Here is a 23,588-nt window from a genome sequence, read left to right as displayed (position 1 = left end):
CGGACCCGGCCACCCGGCATACGCCCTCGTCGAGGGTGGTCCTGGACGGTCCGTGGGGAGGCGTAACCTGTGCGGAGCAGCAAATCCCGACCAAGGAGCCCGTGTGTCTGTCGTTCCCGACGGCCGTCGTCTGCTGCGCGTCGAGGCGCGCAACGCCGAGACCCCCATCGAGCGCAAGCCGTCCTGGATCAGGACCACCGCGAAGATGGGGCCCGAGTACACCGCCCTGCACTCGATGGTGAAGTCCGAGGGCCTGCACACGGTGTGCCAGGAAGCCGCCTGTCCCAACATCTTCGAGTGCTGGGAGGACAAGGAGGCGACCTTCCTCATCGGGGGTGACGTCTGCACCCGCCGCTGCGACTTCTGCGACATCGCCACGGGCCGCCCGACCTCGCTCGACCTCGACGAGCCGCGCCGCGTCGCCGAGTCGGTCGCCCGGATGGGCCTGCGCTACTCGACCGTCACCGGCGTCGCCCGCGACGACCAGCCCGACGGCGCCGCCGGCCTCTACGCCGAGACGATCCGCCAGATCCACCTGCTCAACCCCAACACCGGCGTCGAGATCCTCCCGCCCGACTTCGGCGCCAAGCCCGAGCTCGTCGGTCAGGTCTTCGACGCCCGGCCCGAGGTCTTCGCGCACAACCTCGAGACGGTGCCGCGCATCTTCAGGCGGATCCGTCCCGCCTTCACCTACGAGAAGTCGCTGGCCGTCCTGAGCATGGCGCGTGAGGCCGAGCTCGTCACGAAGAGCAACCTCATCCTCGGCATGGGCGAGACCGACACCGAGATCGAGGAGGCCATCCGCGACCTCCACGACGCCGGCTGCGACATCCTCACGATCACCCAGTACCTCCGGCCCTCGAAGCTGCACCACCCGATCGACCGGTGGGTCAAGCCCGAGGAGTTCGTCCACTGGTCGGAGGTCGCCGAGGAGATGGGCTTCAAGGGCGTCATGGCGGGTCCGCTCGTGCGTTCGTCGTACCGCGCCGGGCGTCTCTGGGCCACCGCGATGCGCAAGTGGGGACGCGAGATCCCCGCTCACCTGTCGCACCTGGCCGAGGCCGCCGGCTCCCCCGCCCGCCAGGAGGCGGCGTCGTTGGTGGCCCGCGCCCAGAGCGCCGTATCCTGAGCACCATGGCACGCAACAAGGACGGCGACGCGAGCAGCGCGCCCCAGGAGAAGAAGCAGGGACGACTGTCCCAGATCCGTGACGTCTACCGGGTCTCCAAGCAGGCTGACCCGCTCATCGGCTGGTTCATGCTGCTGTCGTTCCTCGTCGTCTTCGGGGTGCTGCTCGTCGTCGGCTTCCTCGTCAAGCTGCCGTGGATCTTCGGCATCTTCGGGGTGCTCTTCGGAGTCCTCGCGGCGACGATCATCATGAGCCGTCGCGCCGAGCGGGCCGCCTACAGCCAGATCGAGGGCCAGGCCGGTGCCGCCGGCGCGGCGCTCACCTCGATCCGTCGCGGCTGGTACACCGACCGTGAGCCCGTCGCCGCCGACGTGGCGCGTCCCGGCGACATCAACTCCGCCGCCATGGTCTACCGCGCGCTGGGCCGCCCCGGCGTCGTCCTCGTCGGCGAGGGCCCCACGAGCCGCGTCCAGAAGCTGCTCGCCACCGAGAAGAAGCGTGTCGAGCGGGTCGCCCCCGGTGTCCCCGTCACGACGATGCGCGTCGGCTCGGGCGAGAACGAGGTGCCGCTGCCCAAGCTCGCGAGCAAGGTCCAGCGCCTCAAGCCGCAGATCACCAAGGACGAGATGGCGCTCGTCAACAAGCGCCTCAAGGCCCTCGGTGGCCTGCGCGCTCCGCTCCCGCCCGGCGTCGACCCCATGCGCGCCCGCATGGACCGGAAGGCCCTGCGCGGCAAGTGATCCCGGCCGCCACGGCGGCATGACCCAGCAGTATGCGGAAGGGCCGGTTCCCGGGGAACCGGCCCTTCCGCATACTCGGTCGTCTCGGGTCGCGTCCTCGCGTCAGCGGGTTCGGACGATGACGGTGTTGGGCACCTTGTCGTGCAGTCCCCGGCCGTCGCGGTCCCAGACCACGGCGGGCAGGAAGAGGCACAGCAGGACGGTGCGGGCGATCGCCTGGAGCGGCAGGACGCGGTCGCCGACCAGCGAGCGCACCTGCAGGCCCATGATCCGGTGACCGATCGTGAAGCCGACCGTGCCGACCAGCACGAGGTGCATGACGCCGAACACGGCGAGGACGACGAACCCCTGGGCGCCGGACGCCGGCGGCTGCGAGAACGGCAGCGGCACGCCGAAGAGGCCCCGGGCGATCAAGGAGGCGATGGTCCAGTCGACGAGCACGCCCGCGAACCGGATGCCGAAGCCGGCCACCGAGCCGGGTCCGCTCGGCGGCAGGCCGAGGTCGCGACCCCGGTACTGCCCCTCGGCGTTCGTACGCGCGCGCGGGCCCTCGAGCCACGAGCCGAAATCCTTGCGGTCCACCACGGGTCCAGCGTAACGAGACGCGGCTCGGGCTCTTTGCCCGGGCCTGTCCATCCGTAACACCCGTGAAACATGAGGGTCATTGCCGAGAAATCGGCAGTCGATAGTGTCGACACCGACAGCACGAGGCCGTCCCTCGATCCCTGCCGCTCCGCGGAGCCCAGGACCGGGCGACGACCTCGCCCCACATCAGGAGGTTGGATGTTCAGCTCAGCTGACGAGGTCCTCACGTTCATCAAGGACGAGGACGTCAAGTTCGTCGACATTCGGTTCTGCGATCTGCCCGGTGTCATGCAGCACTTCAACGTGCCGGCTGAGTCGGTCGACGAGGACTTCTTCACCGTTGGTCAGATGTTCGACGGGTCCTCGATCCGCGGCTTCCAGGCGATCCACGAGTCAGACATGAAGCTCGTGCCCGACCCCGCCACGGCCTTCATCGACCCGTACCGCGCCGAGAAGACGCTGGTCATGAACTTCTCGATCCTCGACCCCTTCACGGACGAGCGCTACAGCCGCGACCCGCGCAACATCGCGAGCAAGGCCGAGGAGTACCTCAAGTCCACCGGCATCGCCGACACCGCCTACTTCGGTGCCGAGGCCGAGTTCTACATCTTCGACGACGTCCGCTTCGAGACCAAGCAGAACGCGTCGTACTACTACCTCGACTCCATCGAGGCCGCGTGGAACACCGGTCGTGTCGAGGAGGGCGGCAACAAGGGCTACAAGACCCGCTACAAGGGTGGCTACTTCCCCGTCTCCCCCGTCGACCACTTCGCCGACTTCCGCGACAAGATCTGCCTCGACCTCAAGGAGGTCGGTCTCAACGTCGAGCGCAGCCACCACGAGGTCGGCACCGCGGGCCAGATGGAGATCAACTACCGCTTCAACACGCTGCTCCACTCCGGCGACGACCTCATGAAGTTCAAGTACGTCGTCAAGAACTCCGCGTGGAAGCAGGGCCACACCGCGACCTTCATGCCGAAGCCGCTCTTCGGTGACAACGGCTCTGGCATGCACACGCACCAGTCGCTCTGGAAGGACGGCGAGCCCCTCTTCTACGACGAGCGTGGCTACGGCGGTCTGTCCGACCTCGCGCGCTGGTACATCGGCGGTCTGCTCAAGCACGCCCCGTCGCTGCTCGCCTTCACGAACCCGACGGTGAACTCCTACCACCGCCTGGTCCCCGGCTACGAGGCCCCGGTCAACCTCGTCTACTCCGCCCGCAACCGCTCGGCGTGTGTCCGCATCCCGATCACAGGCACGTCGCCGAAGGCCAAGCGCATCGAGTTCCGCGTTCCCGACCCGTCGGCGAACCCGTACCTCTGCTTCGCCGCCCAGCTCATGGCCGGTCTCGACGGCATCAAGAACCGCATCGAGCCGCCGGAGCCGGTCGACAAGGACCTCTACGAGCTGCCGCCCGAGGAGCACGCCGCGATCCAGCAGGTGCCCGGCTCGCTCCCCGAGGTGCTCGACGCGCTCGAGGCCGACCACGACTACCTCCTCGAGGGCGACGTGTTCACGCAGGACCTCATCGAGGCCTGGGTCGAGTACAAGCGCAAGAACGAGGTGGACCCGATCCGCTTCCGTCCGCACCCGCACGAGTTCGAGATGTACTTCGACATCTGAGTGACCTCACACGTCCGACGTGTGTGGAGAGGCCTTCGTGGTGCCCGACGTGGCAGTCGCGGAGGCCTCTCCGCGTGTCGTGGGACGGGCCTCCGATCCCGCCACGGTGCCCGAGTCCTCCGGTGGTGGTGGCCGACTCGAGGCTCATCAAGGCTCAGCTGGGCTCAGCTGGGCGCCGACGCCCAGCAAGCCCATAGGATCGCGCTTGAACGTGCTGATGCGACAGCACAGGCTGGGCTCACGTCCCCTACGACTGCTTCGACGGGGCCAGCCCGGCCGCACCTGCATCGAGAGGACGCCATGGTCGGGGGCTTCGGCAGGACAACGGTGCCTCGCCCCCTCCCCCGCCCGTCGATGCCAGCAAGGCAGCTCGTCTCCGCGATGTGGGTACTGGTCTCTCTCGTCACCATCTCGCTCTCCGTCGTTCGCTTCCGCGCCGTGGACCTCACCGTCGTCGGGACGGATCTGGGCTACTTTCTTGACGCGGCACGGGACTCCGTGTCTGGGGGCAGCGTCTATGAAGGCCCCTTCTACGTCTACTCGCCTCTCGTCGCGTGGTTCCTCCGCCCTCTCGCATGGTCTCCGGACGCCTTCGCCTGGTGGACTGTCCTGGGCATCGCCGCCTGTCTCGTCGCCGTGGCAGCGACCGTCTGGGCGCTGGCTCCGACCCTGTCGCCGTGGGAGCGTCCGCTGGTGGCGCTGGTCGGCGTCCTGACTGCCCTCGGGGACTCGGGCCTCGGGGTCGAGCTCGCTCTCGGCCAGACGGACACGATTGTCCTCGCCGTGACGGCTGTCGCATTGCTCCTCTACCGACGCGGACGACCGGGACTGTCCGGAGCCGTGTTGGCGTTGGCGGCGCTCGTCAAGACCTGGCCCGTGGTCTTCGTGATGTGGCTCCTGCGTGCCGGCGCCAGAGGCCGAGCCAAATCGCTGCTTGGCTACCTCGGGCTGCTCACCGGTTGTGCCCTGCTGGTGGCGCTCGTCACCGGCCCCGGTGAGGTCGTGCGGTGGATCGAGCGCACCCACGCCATGAGCGACCAGAAGTTCATCGTCTGGTCCGCGTGGGGCGTGGGGACTGAACTGTTCACCGACCGGGGCAACTTCATCCCGATCGTCGTGTCGACCGACCTCGCGCGAGCGACCGACGTCGCGCTCGCCGCGCTCGTGATTGCTGCCCTCGTCCTCGTCCTCCGCAGACCTGCTGAGTCCGCGCTCTCCCTCTGGCACATCGTGATGGGTGCGGTGCTCCTGCTCCCGGTTTCGCACGACCAGTACCGAGTCCTCTTCCTGCCGTTGATCTGGGTGTGGTTTGCGTCCGCCTTGCGGACCAGGGGAAACGCTCCAGCAGTCGCAGCGTTCTTGGTGATGATGCTGCGCTGGGCGATGCCGTGGCTGCTCGCCCCGCTCGGTGTCGACGACCGTTGGAAGTTCCTCGCGATCATGCTGACCGACATCACCGCTCTGTGCGTATCGGTCGTGGTCGCAGCCTGGTTCATGCATCGCGGCGGTCCTGATGCGCAGGTGGCAAAACACGCGAAGAACGAACGCCCGGCCGCCTGACGGCGAGGGCGACGTCTTCACGAGGACCTCATCGAGGCTTGGGTCGAGCACAAGCGCAAGAACGAGGTGGACCCGATGCGCTTCCGCCCGCACGAGCTCGAGATGTACGTCGACATCTGAGTCTTCACGGCAGCACGGCCGATCCCCCTGGGGGACCCACCCTCGGAACGCGGGTCCCTACGGGGACCCGCGTTTCGCGTATCCGGTGCTCAGGTCGCCCGCCTCACCGGCGGTCGATGCTCCCCGGCTCGTGACCCAGGGCGCACAGGGACAGCAGGGTGACGTCGAGGTCGCCCAGTCGGGCCAGGACGGCGTGCAGCCGGGAGTGGTCGACGACAGGACCGCAGAGGGTCGTCGTACCGTCGTCGTGGCGGGTGATCGTCAGGCCGCCGAGCCACGCCGACCAATGGCCGTCGAGGTGCCCCTCGACCCGGATCTCGTAGACGACGGTCCGGTCGGTCACGACGACAGACCCGTGGCCGCGACGGACGGGCGTCGGCCCCGCCGGGCGGTCGGGGCGGGCGCCGAGCGGCGGATGACCCACTCGGCCACGGCGAGGTTGATGACCCATCCGGCGGCCTTGGCGAGGTCGCCCTTCACCCCACCGGTGCCGAACAGGGCGCCGCCGATGCCCTCGGTGAACATCTGCGTCCCGGCGGCGAGCGCGATGGCGTATGCGCGGATCATCCAAGCCCGGTGATGCGGCACGTCGCCGCGGCGGATGGCCGTGATCCCGAGGACCAGGCACGCGACCATGGCCGACCCGAAGGCCAGCCTGAGGATGTACAGCAGGGCGCCCGTGCCCGGCTTCGCGGCATACAGCAGGGTCATCCACAACGCCGACCCGGCCACGAGCACGCCCACGCCGGTGACGACGCGACCGGCGCGGCGGTGCCAGGCGGGGTGCCGGCGCCGGAGGCCGGGCACGAGCTGGAGGGCCCCGACGACGGCGTAGACGGCGGCCCCCACGATGTGCAGGACGAGCGGGGCCGGCGCGTCGGCGAAGCGGCGGTCCGCCGGCACGACCTGGGCGACGCCGCCGACCTGGGCCAGCCGCAGGGCGCCGGCCGCGAGCGGGACGGCCGACAGGGCGATCATCGCCACCGGACCGCCCCAGCCGGCGGACCTCGCCCGCCGGCCGGGCCGGCGCCGGGCGATCCGGCGCCGGCCCACCACGTCGTCGGTCATCGGACGGCGCTGGCAACGGCGGGCACGGCTGCGTCGGACGAGCTCGCGTCGGCAGACGTGGTGGCGGTGGATGTCTGGTTCGCGTTGCGCCACAAGGAGACTCCGAGGCCGATGAGGGCGACCCCGGTCGGGACGGCCATCGGCCGCTCGAACGAGTGGGGCAGGACGGACAGCAGCACGGTGGCGCCGCAGCCGACGGCGAGCAGGGCGGCCGCCCAGCGAGCCAGGACCCGTGCCCGGAACAGGGCGACGCCGAGGGTGACCCCTCCGCCGACGTACGCGACGGCCGAGACGAGGAACACGCCCTGCATGAGCCCGATGTCGCCGACGGGGTGCCCTCCGCTCGCGGCGACGAGCACATCGTCGACGTAGCGGGGCGCCGTGTCCGCCAGGGTCGGCAGGACGTATGCCGCCACGAACGCGACGCTGCCCATGACGAGGAAGCCGACCGCTGAGAGGACCCAGCCGACGAGGCCGAGCCAGCCCGTCTGCCGCACCTGGCGCAGGTACATCCCGGTGACGCCGCCGAGCGCGAGGGCGCTGAGGACCACCTTTGCGGTGTTGCGCAGGACCCACTCGGTGCTCCCGACGGAGGACACGTCCATGGCTGGGTGGTTGACCTGGACCCCGATGAAGAGGAGTCCGGCGACCGCGGCGGCACCGCCGGCGGCACGGGTGAGGCTGGTGGTCGTGATGGTCATGTCGGGCTCCCGGTGACTGGGGCTGGACGGCGTGTCCGGCGATGTCCACGACGCTAGGGACGCCGAGGGTGAGCCCACATCACCTGATCGGGTGACCGAGGTGGTGACCTAGAGCAGGCCGGACGCGTGCGCCCGGGAGACCGCCGCTCGGCGCGTGGAGACGTCGAGCTTGGTGAAGATGTGCTTGGTGTGCGTGCGCAGCGTGTTGACCGAGACGAACAGTCGCGCCGCGATCTCGGGGCCGCTGAGATCGGTGGCGAGCAGGCGCAGCACCTCGAGCTCGCGGCTGCTGAGGCCCGAGTGGAGGCCCGGATGGAGGCCCGGATGGAGGCCCGGTCGGAGGCCGGAGTCCTGCTCCGCGGGAGCATTCGTGTCACTGTCGGCCGCCGACGCGGCCGGGTGGACCAGGTCGAGCAGCGCGGGCGACGCATCGACCCCAGCAGCCTGGGTGGACCGGAGCAGCTCCTTCAGCGCCGAGCCTTCGTCGAGGAAGAGCCGGACGTAGCCGGCAGGGACACCACGACTCACGGCGCGGTCGAGGTCCCTCACGGCGAGGTCGAGGTCACCGGACACGTGGTGGGCGAGCGCACGGACGAGCAGCGCCTCGACGACCGTGCCGTCGCGTCGTGCCAGCTCGCCCGCGGCGAGCACGCGCGTCGCCACATCGACAGCACTCCCGCCCGCACCCCGCCTCGGGTCGGGTTCGCCGGCCGAGCCCGGGCTCGGCTGGGCGGCGCGGGCCTGAGCGACGAGCAGTCGGGCGAGCGTGAGCTGGTCGAACTCCGCGAGGTAGGAGGGCTCGTCCATGCAGGTGACGCCGCAGGCACGGACCCAGCTCTCGGCCTCCGGCAGTCGGCCCTGGGCGACCCGGAGCCGCGCGATCTCGGCGGCGATGGGACGCACGTCGGGGAAGAAGCCGGCCACGTAGAGCGGTTCGGCCTGCTGCAGCATCGCCACCGCGCCGTCGAGGTCCCCGCGCGCCCGGAGCAGACCGGCCATCGTCGTGAACCAGCGGTGCCGGTTCTCGGGCAGGGATGCCCTCTCGCCGAGGTCACGCGCGACCTCGAGGTGGTGCTGTGCCGCGTCGAGCTCACCGTGCTCGCGAAGCACCTCGGCCAGGCCCACGTGCACGTCACCCACCGTCGCCGGCAGCCGACCGAGGTGTCGCGCCGCGGTCTCGAGCGCGTCCTCGTAGAGCCGACGCGCCTCGTCAGGACGACCTCTCGCCACCCACATGGCGCCGAGCACGACGACGGCGCCGAGCTCGTCGGCCAGCGCTCCAGCCGCAGCGAGGCTGCGCCGCGCCTCGCTGAAGGTGTCGACGGCGGTGACGACGTCGCCGGCCGCCCACGCCGCAAGGCCGAGGAAGCCGAAGGCTCCGGCTCGGGCGAGGTGGTCGCGATCGCCCGCCAGCTCGAGCGCCCGCCGCGCGTGCGCGACCGTGCCCGCGACGTCGCCGCGGGCCTGGGCGACCGAGGCCCGGTAGATCTCGATCGTCGCCGGTACGCTCCTGCGCTCCTCGTCGCGGGCCCGCTCGGCCTCGGCGAGGGCTGAGGCCGGGATCGGTTCCCGCCCGTGGCCACCGGTCTGGCCGGCTTGGCCGGCCTCGGCAGCATCGAGCCAGGCCTCGACGCCGTCGAGGTCACCGACGGACAGCCGCGACCACGCCCGTGCGGTCGCGAGCAGGGGTCGACGACCGACGACGTCGTCGGGCAGCGCCGTGAGCCATTGCAGCAGGGTCCGGTCCTGGCGACGCCGGCGCAGGTCCGGCAGCGCCAGCTCCAGCAGCTCCGCGGCCTGCTCGGCGTCGCCGCCTGCGATCGCGTGCCGGATGGCGTCGGCCACGAGCCCCTGGCCGGCGTACCACCTGCTGGCCGTCCGGTGCTGCCCTGCGGTCTCGCCGGGTCGCTCGGTGACGAGGCCAGCACGCAGGGTGTCGGCGAAAAGGTGGTGGTAGCGGTACCACTGCCGGTGGTCGTCGAGCGGCACGACGAAGACGTTCCCGCGTTCGAGCAGCTCGAGCGAGCGCTGGCCGTCCTCACGCCCCGTCAGCGCATCACACAACGGCGCGGTGAGGGCGTCGAGGACTGCCGTGTCGAGCAGGAAGGAACGCAGGTCGTCGGGCAGGCCGGCCAGCACCTCCTCGACGAGGTAGTCGAGGACCAGCCGGTGGCTGCCGCTGAAGGCGTCGACGAAGGCGTCGATGTCGTCGGGGTCGGTGCGTCCCCGGGCCGAGAGGGCCGCGAGCTGCAGGCCGGCCGCCCATCCCTCGGTCCGCGCCTCGAGCAGGGTGACGTGCCGTCGCTCGAGGTCGAGCCCCATGACGTCATGGAAGAAGTCCTGCGCCTCGTCGGGCGTGAAGCGGAGGTCAGCCGCACGCAGCTCGAGGACTTCGCCGCGGGCGCGCAGCCGCGACAGCCGCAGTGGAGGGTCGGCGCGCGTGGTGATAGCCAGGGTGGCCCGGTGCGGCAGCCGGTCGACGAGCGACGTCACCAGAGCGTGCACGTCCGGGTCGGTGATGACGTGGTAGTCGTCGAGCACGATCACGGTCCGGGCGGTGTCGGACAGGGCGGCGACGATCTCGAGCAGCGGCTCGTCGTCCGTCCCGACAGGGCCCGGATCCTCCGGCGCCGACGGTGTGGAGGTCACGTCGCCGGACGACGCGGCATCGAGAGCCGCGCCGAGGTGGGCCAGGAACCGGAACGGGTCGTCGTCGCCGCCGTCGAGGGAGAGCCAGGCGACCCTCCCGGCGAAGCCACCCCCAGACCCGTCCGGACCATCGGCGTCCTGCTGGGCGAGCCACTGGGCCATGAGGGTGGTCTTGCCGAATCCGGCTGGGGCACATACGAGCACGAGCCTGGGGAGTGATGCCCCGGGCATGTCGAGCTGGTCGGTCAGGCGTCGGCGCGGAACGAGGGGCCGACGGGCCCTCGGGACGTGCAGCTTCGTGCCCAGCACCGGCATGTCACCACCCTAGGCGCGCGGGCCGGGCGACACGGAGCCCGCGCCGGGCGTACGCGTCGCGGTCAGACCCTGGACAGGGTGTCGTCTCGGGTGGGCCTCACGGGTACGACCCAGTACATGACCGACGACTCTCCCGACCTCGAGCGCTTCGTCCGCGCCCAGGATGCGGGCGGCACCTACGCCAGCGCCCTGACCGAGCTGCGGGCCGGCACCAAACGCGGTCACTGGATGTGGTTCGTCCTTCCCCAGGTCAGCGGGCTCGGCAGGAGCGAGACCGCCCGGACGTATGCCGTGTCGGGTCTTCGCGAGGCGCGCGCCTACCTGCGCCACCCGATCCTCGGACCTCGGCTGCGCGAGTGCGCGGACGCGCTCGATGCCCTCGACACCGACGACCCCGTGCGCGTCCTGGGTCCTGTCGACGCGACGAAGCTGCGCTCGTCGATGACCCTCTTCGAGCTGGCGGCCCGCGACCCGGAGGACGCCGCGCCCTTCGCTCGCGTGCTCGATCACTTCCTCGAAGGCCGCCGCGACGACGCGACGACGGGGATCCTCGGCTCGTGAACGACGACCACGTCGAGGCCCGCGTCGCCACGCACGAGACCGGCCGTGAGCCGGTACCCGGGGCCAGTGGGCGCGCACCCGCCACCGAGCCCGACCCGCGGCGCTGGAAGTCCCTGTGGGTGTGCCTCGTGGCCGGCTTCATGACCCTCCTCGACGTCAGCATCGTCAACGTCGCCCTCCCCTCGATCCAGACCGGGGTGCACGCCACGCCCAGCGACCTGCAGTGGGTCGTCTCGGGCTACGCCCTCGCGTTCGGCCTGACGCTCGTCCCCGCAGGACGCCTCGGTGACGTCCTCGGCCGGCGCACCGTGTTCGTCGTCGGCGTCGTCCTCTTCGGGCTCGCGAGCCTCGCCTGCGGGATCGCCCCGAACAGCACCCTGCTCATCGTCGCCAGGCTGGTCCAGGGTGCGGCCGGCGGCATCCTCAACCCGCAGGTCTCGGGCCTGATCCAGCAGCTGTTCCGGGGCGACGAGCGTGGCCGGGCGTTCGGCCTGCTCGGCGCGACCATCGGCATCTCGACGGCCGTGGGTCCCGTCGTCGGCGGGGTCATCCTCGACGGTCTGGGCGAGCAGAGCGGCTGGCGGTGGATCTTCTTCGTCAACCTGCCGATCGCCGTGGCAGCGGTGGTGCTCGCCATGCGCTGGCTGCCCGATCCCCCGCCTCGCGATCCCCAGCGGCATGTCGACGCCGACCCGGTCGGCGTCGTGCTGCTCGGCGCCGGCGTGCTCGGCGTCCTGCTGCCCGTCGTCGAGACGGGGCGTGGCGGCGCGGGCGTCCCGTGGTGGGTGGCCCTCGTCGGCGCGGCCCTCCTCGTCGCCTTCCTCTGGTGGGAGCGCACGTACACCCGGCGCGGCCGGAGCCCTCTCGTCGACCTGGACCTCTTCCACGTGCCCGGCTATGCCTCTGGTGCAGCGGTCGGCACCATCTACTTCGGTGGCTTCACCGGCATCTTCTTCGTGCTGACGATCTTCTTCCAGCAGCAGCTGGGTTACTCGCCCCTGCTCGCGGGGCTGGCCGTCACCCCCTTCGCCGCCGGGTCGGCCGTGACGTCCGCGATCGGCGGGCGCCTCGTCAGCCGCTTCGGGCGCTCGCTCGTGACCGTTGGGCTCACCGTGGTGCTCGTGGGTCTCGTCGCGGTGGACGTCGTCACCAGCGCAGTCCACGACACCTCGCTCGGCTGGTGGCTCGCCGGCCCCCTGCTCGTCGCGGGCCTCGGCAGCGGTCTGGTCATCTCCCCCAACATCACGCTCACGGTCGCCCGGGTCCCAATCGAGCGAGCCGGCACCGCAGGAGGGCTCCTCCAGACCGGCCAGCGCATCGGCACCGCGGCCGGGATCGCCCTCATCGGGGCCGTCTTCTACGCGGACGCCGCTGCCGGCGGCGCGCTCGACGCGTCGACCGCCCTGCGCGTCGCTGCCGCTCTCGTCGCAGTCGCGCTGCTCGCCAGCGCCCTCGACCTGCGTGGGCGCCGGCGACGCGCACGCACGGAGACCCACACCGGACGATAGAACCCGCCCTCGGTCTCCGGCCCCGTCCGACCCGCGCCGGCGACCTCGACCGGCGTTCCTTATCGCAAGACGGGCGTACGTCTCGTGACCGGCGCGGCGTGTCGCGTCAGCGACTTTTCGCGTTGACTCGGTAGTAATGGGACAAATGGGTTAAATTGTGACACCCGCGTTCGCAGGTTCCCTGACGGCCTCTCTCCACGCGCACGGGATCACAACCCCACACCCCTCGCGACCTGCCACCCTGCCTCGGCCCGGGTGGATCCCACCGATCCCCGTCTCGGAGACCCACCATGAAACACCCCGTTCTTCCTCGACGCCTGCGAGCGCTCGGTCTGCTCATGGCAGCCGTCGCGTCGCTCGCCATCGTGTCCACCGTGGCCCCGTCGGCCACGGCCGGCGGCGGCGCCGTCGCGGTGCCCCCGACCCCGACCGGCCTCCCGGTCGCGATCGAGGGCCTGTCGCCCTATGTCCCCCCCGACCGGCTGCGACCTGCGCACCCGGACCGGCTCCGCGAAGCTCGCCAAGCTGATCCAGGCGACCTACGGCAACACGTACGGCCTCTCGCGCACCTGCACGTCGGCGACGACGCCCTCCTCGGAACACTTCGACGGACGCGCCATCGACACCTTTTTCAACGTGCGCAACGCCACCGAGCGCGCCGAGGCCAGTGCCGTGCTGACGTGGCTGCTCGCCTACGACAAGGCCGGCAACCGCTACGCCAACGCGCGACGCCTGGGCGTCATGTACATCATCTGGAACGACAAGATGTGGAGCTCGTACCGCCCGGCGGAGGGATGGCGCCCGTACAGCACCTGCGCCGACACGCCCTCCTCGGCGTACGACACCGCCTGTCACCGCAACCACATCCACCTCAGCCTCTCGTGGGAGGGCGCGAACGGTCGGACCTCCTTCTGGACCAAGACGGTCGCCCCGGTCGACTGGGGCCCCTGCCGCCCTGCCGACCTCAACTGGTCGGAGGGGCAGGCAGCCCCCAACCCGAAGCGCTGCACCAGCTACCCCGTCGTCAAGGCTCCGGTCGGAGCGAGCACCCTGCTCAGACAGCTCGTCCCGCGCTCGGGCATGGTCCTGCGTCCCGGCATGTCGGGACCTGCCGTGACCACGCTGCAGAACGCCATCGGCGTGTCACCGGCGACCGGCACCTTCGCCTCCGTGACGACGAGCCGCCTCAAGACGTGGCAGACCACGCACGGACTCGGGGCCACGGGCATCGCCTACCCGTCGACGTGGCGGGCCCTGCTCGCCGCCAACGGCATGCGCTGACGCGATGGCCCGCGTTTGCGGGCAGCTCGCCGGACCCGGTCCGGTGCCGACGTCCTCCCGCGTCGCTCAGGCGGCGCGGGAGGACGTCGTCGCGTAGGCGGAGTCGACGGCCGAGCGGACCCGGCTGTGGGGCCACGTCGCGGCGATGAGGGAGACGAGGGCCAGACACACGCCGGCACAGATGGTGACGGCGAGGTAGGCGCTCGAGTGCTGGCCGACCCAGCCGGCCGCGAGGTAGGACAGGCCAGCGGCCGCGATCGAGACCGACCCGGCCAGGCTGAAGATGCGACCCCGCAGGGCCGGCTCGGTCACGAGGGCGAACGTCGCCTGCAGGGGCACCATGAAGGCCTGCATCATCCCGGACACGAAGAACAGTGCCGCGACGAGCCAGATCGGTGGCTCGACGGCGATCAGCAGGAGCGGGATCGGCATCGCGAGGGCCAGCGGCACGATGGACCGGTTCTGCTGGTGCACGTCGCGCCGCCCGATGAGGATGATGCCGACGACGGCCCCCACGATCGGGGAGGCCATCAGCACACCGCCCCAGCCGTTCCGGCCGGCGATCGGCAGGGCCAACGCCTCGGGCGCGACGATGCCGAGGCACGCGACGGCGCTCAGCGTCACGAGTCGTGCGAGGACCGGGTGCCGGGCCAGGTCGCCCGCGGCGGTCGTCAGGTCGCGCGTGAAGCCACGCAGACCACGGCCCCGCTCGCCCGACACGGGCCGCAGCTCGACGACGAAGAGGGTCACCAGTGCCGCGACGACGAACGTCAGCAGGTCGAAGAGCAGCCCTGTCTCGGGACCGACCAGCACGATGAGCCCGCCGCCGACGGCCAGGCCGATCGCCTGGTTGAACTGCTCGGACATCGCCCCCAACCCCACGGCCCGCGCGTAGAGATGGCGGTCGTCGAAGAGGTCGGTCACGAGCACCATGTACGAGGCGGTCGACGCCCCGCCGATGAGCTCGAGCCCGAACAGCACGAGGAACATGAGCCAGAGGCTCGAGCCCTGGAGGACGAGCCACATGAGGCCCAGCACGCAGGCGGCCCGCAGCAGGTGCGACCAGATGAGGACCCACTTGTAGGGGAACCGGTCGACGACCGGTCCGATGAGGCTGCGCCCGAAGAAGGTGGGCACGAGGCTGACGGCGAGCGTCGTGGCGGTCGCGAGCGGTGACCGGGTGCGCTCGTAGACGACGGCAGCGATGGTGACGCGCGCGATGTAGTCGCCCCACATCGACAGGGCGTTGGCCAGGAACACCGGCAGGTACCGCGGAACGCGGAGGACGGCGGCGTACGTCGGCGCGCTCTCGCCCTGCCCCTGGCTCGGATTCACGTGACGACGCTACCCCGAGGTGGGGTGTCGTAAAAGTTGAAATCAGTGGCGTGCCTGGAGCGTCGCGCGACGCGGCGCCACAGCTCGGCCAGCGCCGCTCCCTCGCCCGCGGACCGACCCATGATCCGGCCGATCCCGTCGAGGTCACGCAGGTCCGACGGGACGCTGTCGATGGGTCTCCCCCGCCACAGGACGCCCGCGTTGCGCATCAGCGCACCGAGACGCCAGGCCTCGCGCAGCGCCTTGACGTCGTCGGTCGCGACGAGCCCCTCGGACTCGAGCGCCGCCAGCCCCGCCATCGTGCCGGTGACCCGCAGCGCCGGGTGCGCGTGGGCGTGTTCGAGCTGGTGCAGCTGGACGACCCACTCGACGTCGGTGAGTCCACCACGGCCCAGCTTGATGTGGGTGCGCGGGTCGGCTCCGCGCGGGAGGCGTTCGCTCTCGACCCTCGCCTTGAGGGTCCGGATGTCACGCACCTGGCTGTCGCTGATGCCGCCCTCGGGCCAGCGCAGCGGGTCGATGAGCTCGAGGAAGGCGTCGGCGAGGGCCGACGGGCCGGCGATCGGGGTGGCCCGCAGCAGCGCCTGGAACTCCCACGTGAGCGCCCAGCGCTCGTAGTACGTGCGGAACGAGTCGACGCTGCGCACGAGCGGTCCGCCCTTGCCCTCGGGGCGCAGGTCGGCGTCGAGCCCGAGGCCCGGGTCGGGACCCGAGCCGGAGAGGAGCTTGCGCAGCTCCTGCACGACCATCGTCGCGCGAGCCTGGACGTCCTTCTCCGACGACCCAGGGTGCGGCTGGTGCACGAACATGACGTCGGCGTCGCTGGCGTAGCCGAGCTCCCGCCCACCGAGACTGCCCATCGCCACGACGAGGATGTCGCCGCCGACGGGCTCAGCCTCGCGCCGCTCGACCTCACGGATGGCCGCCTCGAGGGCGACCTGGATCGTCGAACCGCTGAGGTCGGTCAGGGCCGCCCCGACCCCGGGAAGGTCGATGACGCCGACGAGGTCGCCCATGACGATGCGGAGCAGCTCGTGGCGGCGGATGGCGCGCACCGCGGCCACCGCGTCTGCGGCCGAGTCGCGCCGTCCGGCCGCGGACTGCATCGTCGCCGTGATCGCCTCACGCGTGCGCGGCGTCAGGCCGTTGTCGTCCCCGAGGATCGAGACGCTCTCGGGCGAGCGGACGAGCAGGTCCGCGGCATACCGGCTGCGCGCCAGGCAGTGGGCGAGGCGGTCGGCGGCGCGGCCCTCGTCGCGGAGCATCTTGAGGTACCAGTGGGTCGAGCCGAGCTCGTCGGAGACCCGGCGGAAGGACAGGAGCCCGGCGTCGGGGTCGGCCTCGTCGGCGAACCAGCCGAGCATGACCGGGAGCAGGGTGCGCTGGATCGCCGCGCGACGGCTGACGCCCGTCGTCAGCGCCTCGATGTGGCGCAGGGCGCCTGCCGGGTCGCGGAAGCCGAGGGCGAGGAGGCGTTGACGGGCCGCCTCGGGGCTGAGACGTGCCTCGGTCGGGCTGAGCTTCGCGGCGGCCGCGAGCAGCGGCCGGTAGAAGAGGCGCTCGTGGAGCCGACGCACCTCGCGGGCCGAGGACTGACGGTCGGCCACGACGGCCCGCTCCGGGTGCGTCCGGTGTCCCGTCGCACGACCCAGCCGGCGCAGGTCGGGCTCAGTCACCGGCATGAGGTGCGTGCGCCGGAGGCGGTGCAGCTGGATGCGGTGCTCGAGGCAGCGCAGGTGACGGTAGGCCCGGTCGAGGATGGCGGCGTCGTCGCGGCCGACGTAGCCGCCGCGGGCCAGCGCCGCCAGCGCCTCGAGCGTCGTCGCGGACCGCAGGCTCGGGTCGGTGCGGCCGTGCACGAGCTGGAGCAGCTGGACGCTGAACTCGACGTCGCGCAGGCCCCCCGGCCCGAGCTTGAGCTGGCGCGCCGCCTCGTTGGCGGGCACGTGCTGCTCGACCCGGCGGCGCATCGCCTGGACGTCCTCGACGAACTTGTCCCGCCCGGCCGCCTCCCAGACCATCGGTGAGATCTCCGCCTTGTAGCGCAGCCCGATCTCCTTGTCCCCCGCCGAGACCCAGGCCTTGAGCAGAGCCTGGAACTCCCACGTCTTGGCCCAGCGCTCGTAGTACGCCTTGTGGCTGCTGATGGTCCGCACGAGCGGCCCCTGCTTGCCCTCGGGGCGCAACGCAGCGTCGACGGGCCACAGGCTGCCCTCGGGTGTGGGGGTCGAGCACGCGCGCATGACGGCCGTCGCCAGCGCCGTGCCGACTCGCAGCGCGAGGTCCTCGTCGGCGCCCTCGGCCGGCTCGGCGACGAAGATGACGTCGACGTCGCTGACGTAGTTGAGCTCGCCGCCGCCCGTCTTGCCCATCCCGATGACAGCGAGACGGCATACCTCATGGCCCTCGCCGTACTCCTCCCGCGCGATGACGAGGGCGGCCTCGAGGGCCGCCTCGGCCAGCTCCGCGAGGGCCTCGCCGACGGCGGGCATCTCGGCGAGCGGGTCGGCGGACGTGACGTCGAGGGCGGCGATCCGCAACAGCCCCCGGCGGTACGCGATGCGCAGGGCGTCGAGCGGCGTGTGCTCCCCCCGCTCGTCGGTCACCGCGCGCACGAGGTCGCTGCGCACCTGCTCACCCGGGCGTCGCTCGGCACGCGCGGCGTCGACCCAGTGCTCGGGGTGCCGGACCAGCTCGTCGACGAGCGCCGTCGAGGCACCGAGCACCCCGAGGACGCGCTCGCGCCCGACGCCCGGGGCCGCGAGCTCGGCCGCGAGAGCGGAGATGCCCCAGTCGGGCGGGTCCCCGAGACGGGCGAGGGACTCCGCGACCCGCACCAGCCCGAGCAGGCACTGGTCGGGGTCGGCGGTGTCGCCCATGACGGCGGCCAGGGGGTCGAGCTGGCCGTCCTCGACAGCCGCGCGGATCGGCAGCAGCGCGCGGTCGTCGATGAGCCCGACCGCGCGGTCGGGGTCGGCGAACCCGAGCCGGGCCAGGGCCCCCTCGGTCGTGCTGGTGCGTGATGACATCGGTGTCGAATCGCTCGGTGGTCGTCGGCCCCGGGAGGGTCGGGTCCGGGAGGGTCGGGTCCGGTCAGAGCCGCGGCAGGTAGCGGTCGAGCTCGAAGCGGCTGACCTCGTGACGGTAGTCGAGCCACTCCTGGCGCTTGTTGCGCAGGAAGAAGTCGAAGACGTGCTCGCCGAGGACGTCGGCGACGAGCTCGCTCTCCTCCATGACCTCGAGCGCGCGGCCGAGCGAGGAAGGGAGCGGCTTGATGCCCATGGCCCGGCGCTCGGAGTCCGTGAGGCTCCAGACGTCGTCCTCGGTCTCAGGAGGCAGCTCATAGCCCTCCTCGATGCCCTTGAGGCCGGCGCCGAGCAGGACGGCGAAGGCGAGGTAGGGGTTGCAGGCCGCGTCGAGCGAGCGGACCTCGACGCGCGTCGACTGTCCCTTGTTGGGCTTGTGCATCGGTACACGGACGAGCGCCGACCGGTTGTTGTGGCCCCACGTGAGGTGGGCCGGTGCCTCTCCCCCGCCCCAGAGACGCTTGTAGGAGTTGACCCACTGGTTCGTCACGGCGGCGATCTCGGCGCCGTGGCGCAGCAGGCCCGCGATGAACTGCCGACCCACCTTGCTCAGCTGGTAGGGCGCGCCGGCTTCGAAGAAGGCGTTGGAGTCGCCCTCGAAGAGCGAGAGGTGCGTGTGCATCCCGGACCCGGGGTGCTCGGAGAACGGCTTGGGCATGAAGGTCGCGTAGATCCCCTGCGTCAGGGCGACCTCCTTGACGACCGTCCGGAAGGTCTGGATGTTGTCGGCGGTGCTCAGGGCGTCGGCGTAGCGCAGGTCGATCTCGTTCTGACCGGGGGCACCCTCGTGGTGGCTGAACTCGACCGAGATGCCCATGTTCTCGAGCATCGTGATGGCGGCGCGGCGGAAGTCGTGGCCGGTGCCGTGCGGCACGTGGTCGAAGTAGCCGGCATCGTCGACGGGGACGGGCCGTCCGTCGGGGCCACGTCCCTGCTCGAGGAGGAAGAACTCGATCTCGGGGTGGGTGTAGAAGGTGAAGCCGAGGTCCGCGGCCTTGCCGAGGGCCCGCTGGAGCACGTGCCGCGGGTCGGCGAAGCTCGGCGTGCCGTCGGGCAGCTGGAGGTCGCAGAACATGCGTGCCGTGCCGGGCGGGTCACCGCGCCAGGGCAGGATCTGGAAGGTCGAGGGGTCGGGCTTGGCCAGCATGTCGGCCTCGTAGACGCGAGCGAATCCCTCGATCGCCGAACCGTCGAAGCCGATGCCCTCCGCGAAGGCCCCCTCGAGCTCGGCCGGCGCGACCGCCACCGACTTCAGGGTGCCGAGGACGTCCGTGAACCACAGACGGACGAACCGGATGTCTCGCTCTTCGATCGTGCGCAGCACGAACTCTTCCTGACGGTTCATGTGTCGATCCTGCCGCATGGCTGTTTCACGGATGTTGCGACACACGATCTTTGGGACGAGAGCCCTGTCGTATGCCGCCGGGCGGGCACGCGAAGGGCCCCCGGGACGTGTCCCGGGGGCCCTTCGGACTCATGACCTCGCGGTCATCGGAGGAGTCACTTGAAGGCGACCTTGACCTGCAGCTCGTTGCCGCCGTCACGCGTCTTCGTCACGGTCATCGTCGTGCCCGAGCCGGCCACCTTGGTGGAGCCGAGCGGGTTCGCCGAGGACCAGTAGCGGTTGACGTCCGAGTCGTCGAACGTCGGCATCGCCGGCGACGACGGGACCGTCGTCGCGACACCGTTGCGGTGGAAGGTCACCGCGTCGGTGGCCTCCTGCCCGAAGGTGGCGTCGAACGGCTGGCGACGGTTGCCCATCATCGTCGTGGTGCCGTTGGCGTTGTTGAGCATGACCGGCGCCGGACGGGCGTCGACCGGCAGCACCTCACCGCCACCGGGGTGGTCGATCGTGTTGTTGTCGCCGTACTCACCGTTGGCGAACCAGACGAGCATGCCGTTCTGGTACGGGAAGCGCTCGACCCAGTCGGGCTTGCTGTTGCCCCAGCCGAAGTTGTACGGGCCGGTCTTCAGCGTCGCGTCGTAGCCGCTGTAGACGCGGTTCTCGGCGAGGTAGAAGTCCTGGACCTGCTTCGAGGTGGTGCCGTCGATGATGGAGAACCCACCCTTGGCGACCCAGGCACCGGCGCCCGACTCGACGTCGTCGACCGTGCCGGCGACACCGTCGGTCGTGACGGCGACGTCGTCGACGAAGGCCTCGCTCGAGACACCACCGTCGGTGGCGACGCGGAAGCGGAACTGGACGCTCTGGCCCTTGTAGGCCGAGAGGTCGAACGACTTCTGCGCCCAGCCGAAGACGCCGTTGACGGGCGTGCCGACCTGCGTCCAGGTGGCGCCGTTGTCGGTCGAGACCTCGCCGTAGAGGTAGTCGTAGTCCTTCTCGAGGTTGCCCTGGACCCAGGCGCTGATCGAGGCCGAGGTCTTGGCACCGGTCAGGTCGACCGTGCGAGTGAGGGTCGAGTTGAGGTTGTCACCGAAGCCGCTCCACCACTCCGCCTTGCCGGAGTGCGGCGTGTTGCGGTCGGAGGTCACCGTGCGCTCGGGGAGCGGGACCACGAGGGCCTGGACCGAACCACTCTTCGTGGCGAGGTCGGCCTGGCTCAGCTTGACCGAGGTGTCCTCACCGAAGGGGACGGTGGTGTAGTCGAGCCAGCCGAGCTGGAGCTTCTCCCACGGACCCATGTAGCCGGGCGTCGTGCCGATCGAGTCGCCGCCGCGGTTGAGCCACGAGCCACCGCTCATGAGCGTCCAGAAGGCGGTGCTGTTGTCGCCGCCGTTGGTGTCGTAGAGGTCGGGCAGACCGAGGTCGTGGCCGAACTCGTGCGAGAACACGCCGAGGCCGCCGTTCTCGGGCTCGGTCGTGTAGTCGCCGATCCACATGCCGGAGGTGCCGAGCGGCACGCCGCCGAGCTTGTTGAACGACGGGCCCGTGACGCCAGCCTGGTTGGAGAACGCGTACCAGCGGTGCGACCAGATGGCGTTGGTGCCCTGGGCACCGCCGCCGGCCTCCTCGCCCTCGCCGGCGTGGATCGCCTGGAAGTGGTCGATGTAGCCGTCGGGCTCGTTGAAGTTGCCGTCGCCGTCGTAGTCGTAGCGGTCGACCTTGTCGAACTGCGCGAGGTACGTCTTGATGTCGGCGTCGCTCTTGCCGGCCGCCTTCTGGGCGTTGTACCAGGCCGTCGCGGTGTCCCTGACGTAGTTCCAGTAGCCGTCGGCGTCGTTCTTGGCGCCGTAGCGGGCCTCGTTGTAGGGGACGGTCACCCAGTCGGAGACGTCACCCTTGGCCAGGAAGCGGCCGTTGGACTGCTTGAGGTAGAAGTCCTTGAACGACTCACCCGTGCCGAACATCATCTCGAGGTAGTGGTCGCGGTTGAAGTCCTTGACCCAGTACGTCGAGTTGTCGTCGGTCGCGTTGCCGTCCCACGTGCGGTCGGGCGCGGCGATCTGGTTGTGCACCGGTCCGGGGGTCGTGTTGAACGGCGACTTCGTCTGCGTGCCGAAGTCCGTGAGGATCGTGAAGATGTCCTCCTCACGGTTCACGGGGTAGTTGACGTACTTGGACTTGGCCGGCTTGCCGTCCTTGCCCTTGCCCTTGCTCTTGACCTCGATGACACGGTTGCCGTTGATGGTCTTGGTCGTGGCCTCGCCCTTGAGGAGCTTGGCGACGGCGTCCTTGCGCTCGGCCGCCTGGGCGTCGGCAAGGGGGTTGGGCAGGTTGTCGGGCTGCGACGCCTGGGCGGCTGCGGGGTCTCCGCTCACCGGGGCCTTGGCGACGGGTGTGGCCTGAGCCTGCATCGGGGCGAGCCCGGTGACGACGAGCGCCCCCACGGCCAATCCCGAGACAGCACTCCAATGGCGCTTGTTCACGATCTGTCCTCCTGGTCACAAGGCACCGCAAATCCGGCACCTCGCGTATAAGAACACAGAACACAGACAATGTGGCGCTCTGTGCCAGAGGAATCGAAAAAACTTGTGCTGCAAGGCAGTTCATCGCAAAGAACGTAAAATCTTCGTAAAGAGACGGGCGTCCACCCTTCCCAGACCACCCCGGTCTCGGATAGAGAAGCCCATCTGTCACAGAGGCATCCGCGAAGCCCGCCATCGACCACCGGGGCGATCCCTCGAGGCGCCGATATGCTCCGGCCATGAGCACTGACGCCCCCGAGGAGCAGAGTCCCTACGGATCCGGGAGCCGGGCCCAGGACGCCCCCGCGGCCGCGAGCACCGCGCCGTCCCCACGGAAGGTGCGCATCCCCCACCTGCACGCCCTCAAGGCGGAGGGACGCCGCTGGGCGATGCTCACGGCATACGACATGTATGCCGCCCAGATCTTCGACGAGGCAGGGATCCCCGTGCTGCTCGTCGGCGACTCGGCGGGCAACAACGTCTACGGCTACGAGACGACCGTGCCCGTGACGCTCGACGAGATGATCCCGCTCGTCCGCGCCGTGTCGACGGCCGCCCGCCGCGCGCTCGTCGTCGCCGACCTGCCGTTCGGCTCCTACGGCGGGTCGGTCGAGCAGGGCTTCGCGAGTGCCGTGCGGCTCATGAAGGAAGGGCTCGCCCACGCCGTCAAGCTCGAGGGCGGCACGGCCATGGTCCCGCTCGTCAAGACCCTCACCGACGCCGGCATCCCCGTCATGGCGCACGTCGGCTTCACGCCGCAGAGCGAGCACCAGCTCGGCGGCTACCGCGTGCAGGGTCGCGGCGACGCCGCCGACGCGCTCGTCGACGAGGCCCGAGCGCTGCAGGCCGCCGGCGCCTTCGCCGTCGTCCTCGAGATGGTCCCGGCGCCCGTCGCGGCGCGGGTCACCGAGGTCCTGAACATCCCGACCATCGGCATCGGCGCCGGCAGCGGCACCGACGCCCAGGTGCTCGTGTGGAGCGACTTCGCGGGCCTGCGCAGTGGCAAGGCCCCGCGCTTCGTCAAGAAGTACGCCGACCTGCGCGGCACGCTGCTCGACGCCGCCCGGGCGTATGCCGCCGACGTCGAGTCGGGTGCCTTCCCCGACGCCGAGCACTCCTTCGAGTCCTGAGACGCCGCCGCCCGACCGGTCGGACCGGTCGGGCGGGGCACTGCTTGGGGGTTGCCAGAGGTCAGGCGTCGCTGTCGCCGGCCGCGGACGAGCCGCCGCGCTGGTTCCAGTCGCGGTCCTCGGAGTCCCACTGCTCGGTCTTCTTGTGGGCGGTGTCGAGGGCCGCCTGGGCCTCCGCCTCGGTGGCGTACGGGCCGAGCACCTGCTCACCCCGGCTGCGGTTCTCGTCGGTCTCGACCCGACCCGTGTCGACGTTGTACCAGAAGCTCACGTGCGCACTCCTTCTCTCTTCGGACTCTTCCGACTTGTCATCCGGCTCGAGCGGGTCCG

Annotated in this window: 18 protein-coding genes; 8 read left to right on the top strand and 10 right to left on the bottom strand. The window is 70.7% G+C overall.

The window, feature by feature from the left end:
• Positions 1–103: 103 nt before the first annotated feature.
• The gene (gene lipA / locus ASE25_RS10085) at positions 104–1,129 is read left to right on the top strand and encodes a lipoyl synthase (protein ID WP_056825131.1); all 1,026 of its coding nucleotides are present in this window, start codon (positions 104–106) and stop codon (positions 1,127–1,129) included.
• Positions 1,130–1,134: 5 nt separating this feature from the next.
• Positions 1,135–1,869 (top strand): DUF4191 domain-containing protein, encoded by a 735-nt coding sequence (locus ASE25_RS10080; RefSeq protein WP_056825129.1) that lies wholly within the window; start codon positions 1,135–1,137, stop codon positions 1,867–1,869.
• Positions 1,870–1,971: 102 nt separating this feature from the next.
• Here ASE25_RS10080 and ASE25_RS10075 read toward each other — a convergent pair whose 3' ends face one another.
• Entirely contained in the window at positions 1,972–2,454 is a 483-nt protein-coding gene (locus ASE25_RS10075) for an RDD family protein (RefSeq protein ID WP_157623381.1), read from the bottom strand.
• Positions 2,455–2,652: 198 nt separating this feature from the next.
• Here ASE25_RS10075 and glnA (ASE25_RS10070) point away from each other — a divergent pair, with 198 nt between their 5' ends.
• Both glnA (ASE25_RS10070) and ASE25_RS10065 read left to right on the top strand, forming a co-directional pair.
• Positions 2,653–4,077 carry a type I glutamate--ammonia ligase gene (glnA, locus tag ASE25_RS10070; protein WP_020145414.1) on the top strand — a complete coding sequence of 475 codons (1,425 nt, stop codon included), beginning with the start codon at positions 2,653–2,655 and terminating at the stop codon, positions 4,075–4,077.
• 438 nt (positions 4,078–4,515) lie between these two features.
• Positions 4,516–5,637, top strand: coding sequence for a glycosyltransferase family 87 protein (locus ASE25_RS10065; protein WP_162260600.1), 1,122 nt, complete (start codon positions 4,516–4,518; stop codon positions 5,635–5,637).
• Positions 5,638–5,860: 223 nt separating this feature from the next.
• Here the strand turns inward: ASE25_RS10065 and ASE25_RS10060 are convergent, their stop codons facing one another.
• The 4 genes from ASE25_RS10060 to ASE25_RS10045 all read right to left on the bottom strand — a co-directional run bounded on the left by ASE25_RS10060 (position 5,861) and on the right by ASE25_RS10045 (position 10,490).
• Positions 5,861–6,100, bottom strand: a complete 240-nt coding sequence (locus tag ASE25_RS10060; protein WP_056773021.1) for a hypothetical protein — start codon at positions 6,098–6,100, stop codon at positions 5,861–5,863.
• Entirely contained in the window at positions 6,097–6,825 is a 729-nt protein-coding gene (locus ASE25_RS10055) for a DUF2306 domain-containing protein (RefSeq protein ID WP_082622797.1), read from the bottom strand. The genes ASE25_RS10060 and ASE25_RS10055 overlap by 4 nt, the downstream gene beginning before the upstream one ends.
• Positions 6,822–7,526 carry a hypothetical protein gene (locus ASE25_RS10050; protein WP_056825121.1) on the bottom strand — a complete coding sequence of 235 codons (705 nt, stop codon included), beginning with the start codon at positions 7,524–7,526 and terminating at the stop codon, positions 6,822–6,824. The genes ASE25_RS10055 and ASE25_RS10050 overlap by 4 nt, the downstream gene beginning before the upstream one ends.
• Before the next feature lie 108 nt (positions 7,527–7,634).
• Entirely contained in the window at positions 7,635–10,490 is a 2,856-nt protein-coding gene (locus ASE25_RS10045; protein WP_056825119.1) for a LuxR C-terminal-related transcriptional regulator, read from the bottom strand.
• A 117-nt stretch (positions 10,491–10,607) separates the two neighbouring features.
• Here ASE25_RS10045 and ASE25_RS10040 point away from each other — a divergent pair, with 117 nt between their 5' ends.
• The 3 genes from ASE25_RS10040 to ASE25_RS10030 all read left to right on the top strand — a co-directional run bounded on the left by ASE25_RS10040 (position 10,608) and on the right by ASE25_RS10030 (position 13,840).
• Positions 10,608–11,051: a DUF1810 domain-containing protein gene (locus tag ASE25_RS10040; protein WP_056825117.1), complete on the top strand. Its 444-nt coding sequence runs from the start codon at positions 10,608–10,610 to the stop codon at positions 11,049–11,051.
• The gene (locus tag ASE25_RS10035; RefSeq protein WP_082622796.1) at positions 11,048–12,559 is read left to right on the top strand and encodes an MFS transporter; all 1,512 of its coding nucleotides are present in this window, start codon (positions 11,048–11,050) and stop codon (positions 12,557–12,559) included. Before ASE25_RS10040 ends, ASE25_RS10035 begins: the two co-directional genes overlap by 4 nt.
• A 465-nt stretch (positions 12,560–13,024) precedes the next feature.
• Positions 13,025–13,840 (top strand): peptidoglycan-binding protein, encoded by an 816-nt coding sequence (locus ASE25_RS10030; RefSeq protein ID WP_056825115.1) that lies wholly within the window; start codon positions 13,025–13,027, stop codon positions 13,838–13,840.
• Between the two features lie 66 nt (positions 13,841–13,906).
• On the opposite strand, the gene ASE25_RS10025 is transcribed toward ASE25_RS10030, so the two are convergent.
• From ASE25_RS10025 to ASE25_RS10010, 4 genes are all read right to left on the bottom strand, one after another.
• A complete protein-coding gene (locus ASE25_RS10025) occupies positions 13,907–15,175 on the bottom strand; it encodes an MFS transporter (RefSeq protein WP_056825113.1) in 1,269 nt (422 codons plus the stop codon).
• Positions 15,172–18,204, bottom strand: coding sequence for a bifunctional [glutamine synthetase] adenylyltransferase/[glutamine synthetase]-adenylyl-L-tyrosine phosphorylase (locus ASE25_RS10020; protein WP_056825111.1), 3,033 nt, complete (start codon positions 18,202–18,204; stop codon positions 15,172–15,174). Before ASE25_RS10020 ends, ASE25_RS10025 begins: the two co-directional genes overlap by 4 nt.
• A gap of 64 nt (positions 18,205–18,268) precedes the next feature.
• The gene (gene glnA, locus ASE25_RS10015) at positions 18,269–19,606 is read right to left on the bottom strand and encodes a type I glutamate--ammonia ligase (protein WP_056758289.1); all 1,338 of its coding nucleotides are present in this window, start codon (positions 19,604–19,606) and stop codon (positions 18,269–18,271) included.
• A gap of 155 nt (positions 19,607–19,761) precedes the next feature.
• The gene (locus ASE25_RS10010) at positions 19,762–22,089 is read right to left on the bottom strand and encodes an immune inhibitor A domain-containing protein (protein WP_235508621.1); all 2,328 of its coding nucleotides are present in this window, start codon (positions 22,087–22,089) and stop codon (positions 19,762–19,764) included.
• Positions 22,090–22,367: 278 nt separating this feature from the next.
• On the opposite strand from ASE25_RS10010, the gene panB reads away from it, so the two are divergent.
• On the top strand, positions 22,368–23,258 hold the full coding sequence (panB, locus tag ASE25_RS10005) for a 3-methyl-2-oxobutanoate hydroxymethyltransferase (RefSeq protein ID WP_056773003.1): 891 nt from the start codon (positions 22,368–22,370) through the stop codon (positions 23,256–23,258).
• A gap of 61 nt (positions 23,259–23,319) precedes the next feature.
• Here the strand turns inward: panB and ASE25_RS10000 are convergent, their stop codons facing one another.
• Complete coding sequence (locus ASE25_RS10000; RefSeq protein WP_056773001.1) at positions 23,320–23,529, bottom strand: hypothetical protein; 210 nt, start codon at positions 23,527–23,529, stop codon at positions 23,320–23,322.
• Positions 23,530–23,588: the final 59 nt, after the last annotated feature.

Origin of the sequence: Terrabacter sp. Root85, assembly GCF_001429185.1 — a bacterium.
GTDB lineage: Bacteria > Actinomycetota > Actinomycetes > Actinomycetales > Dermatophilaceae > Terrabacter.
Note: the sequence above shows the minus strand (reverse complement) of the source record. Positions and strands in the feature narration are given on the sequence as shown.

Bases quoted from the DNA above. Each gene is read 5' to 3' on its own strand.
- ASE25_RS10080 (WP_056825129.1), top strand. From the start codon at position 1,135: ATGGCACGCAACAAGGACGGCGACGCGAGCAGCGCGCCCCAGGAGAAG.
- glnA (WP_020145414.1), top strand. From the start codon at position 2,653: ATGTTCAGCTCAGCTGACGAGGTCCTCACGTTCATCAAGGACGAGGAC.
- ASE25_RS10055 (WP_082622797.1), bottom strand. From the start codon at position 6,825: ATGACCGACGACGTGGTGGGCCGGCGCCGGATCGCCCGGCGCCGGCCC.
- ASE25_RS10050 (WP_056825121.1), bottom strand. From the start codon at position 7,526: ATGACCATCACGACCACCAGCCTCACCCGTGCCGCCGGCGGTGCCGCC.
- ASE25_RS10045 (WP_056825119.1), bottom strand. From the start codon at position 10,490: ATGCCGGTGCTGGGCACGAAGCTGCACGTCCCGAGGGCCCGTCGGCCC.
- ASE25_RS10040 (WP_056825117.1), top strand. From the start codon at position 10,608: ATGACCGACGACTCTCCCGACCTCGAGCGCTTCGTCCGCGCCCAGGAT.
- ASE25_RS10030 (WP_056825115.1), top strand. From the start codon at position 13,025: ATGTCCCCCCCGACCGGCTGCGACCTGCGCACCCGGACCGGCTCCGCG.
- ASE25_RS10020 (WP_056825111.1), bottom strand. From the start codon at position 18,204: ATGTCATCACGCACCAGCACGACCGAGGGGGCCCTGGCCCGGCTCGGG.
- glnA (WP_056758289.1), bottom strand. From the start codon at position 19,606: ATGAACCGTCAGGAAGAGTTCGTGCTGCGCACGATCGAAGAGCGAGAC.
- panB (WP_056773003.1), top strand. From the start codon at position 22,368: ATGAGCACTGACGCCCCCGAGGAGCAGAGTCCCTACGGATCCGGGAGC.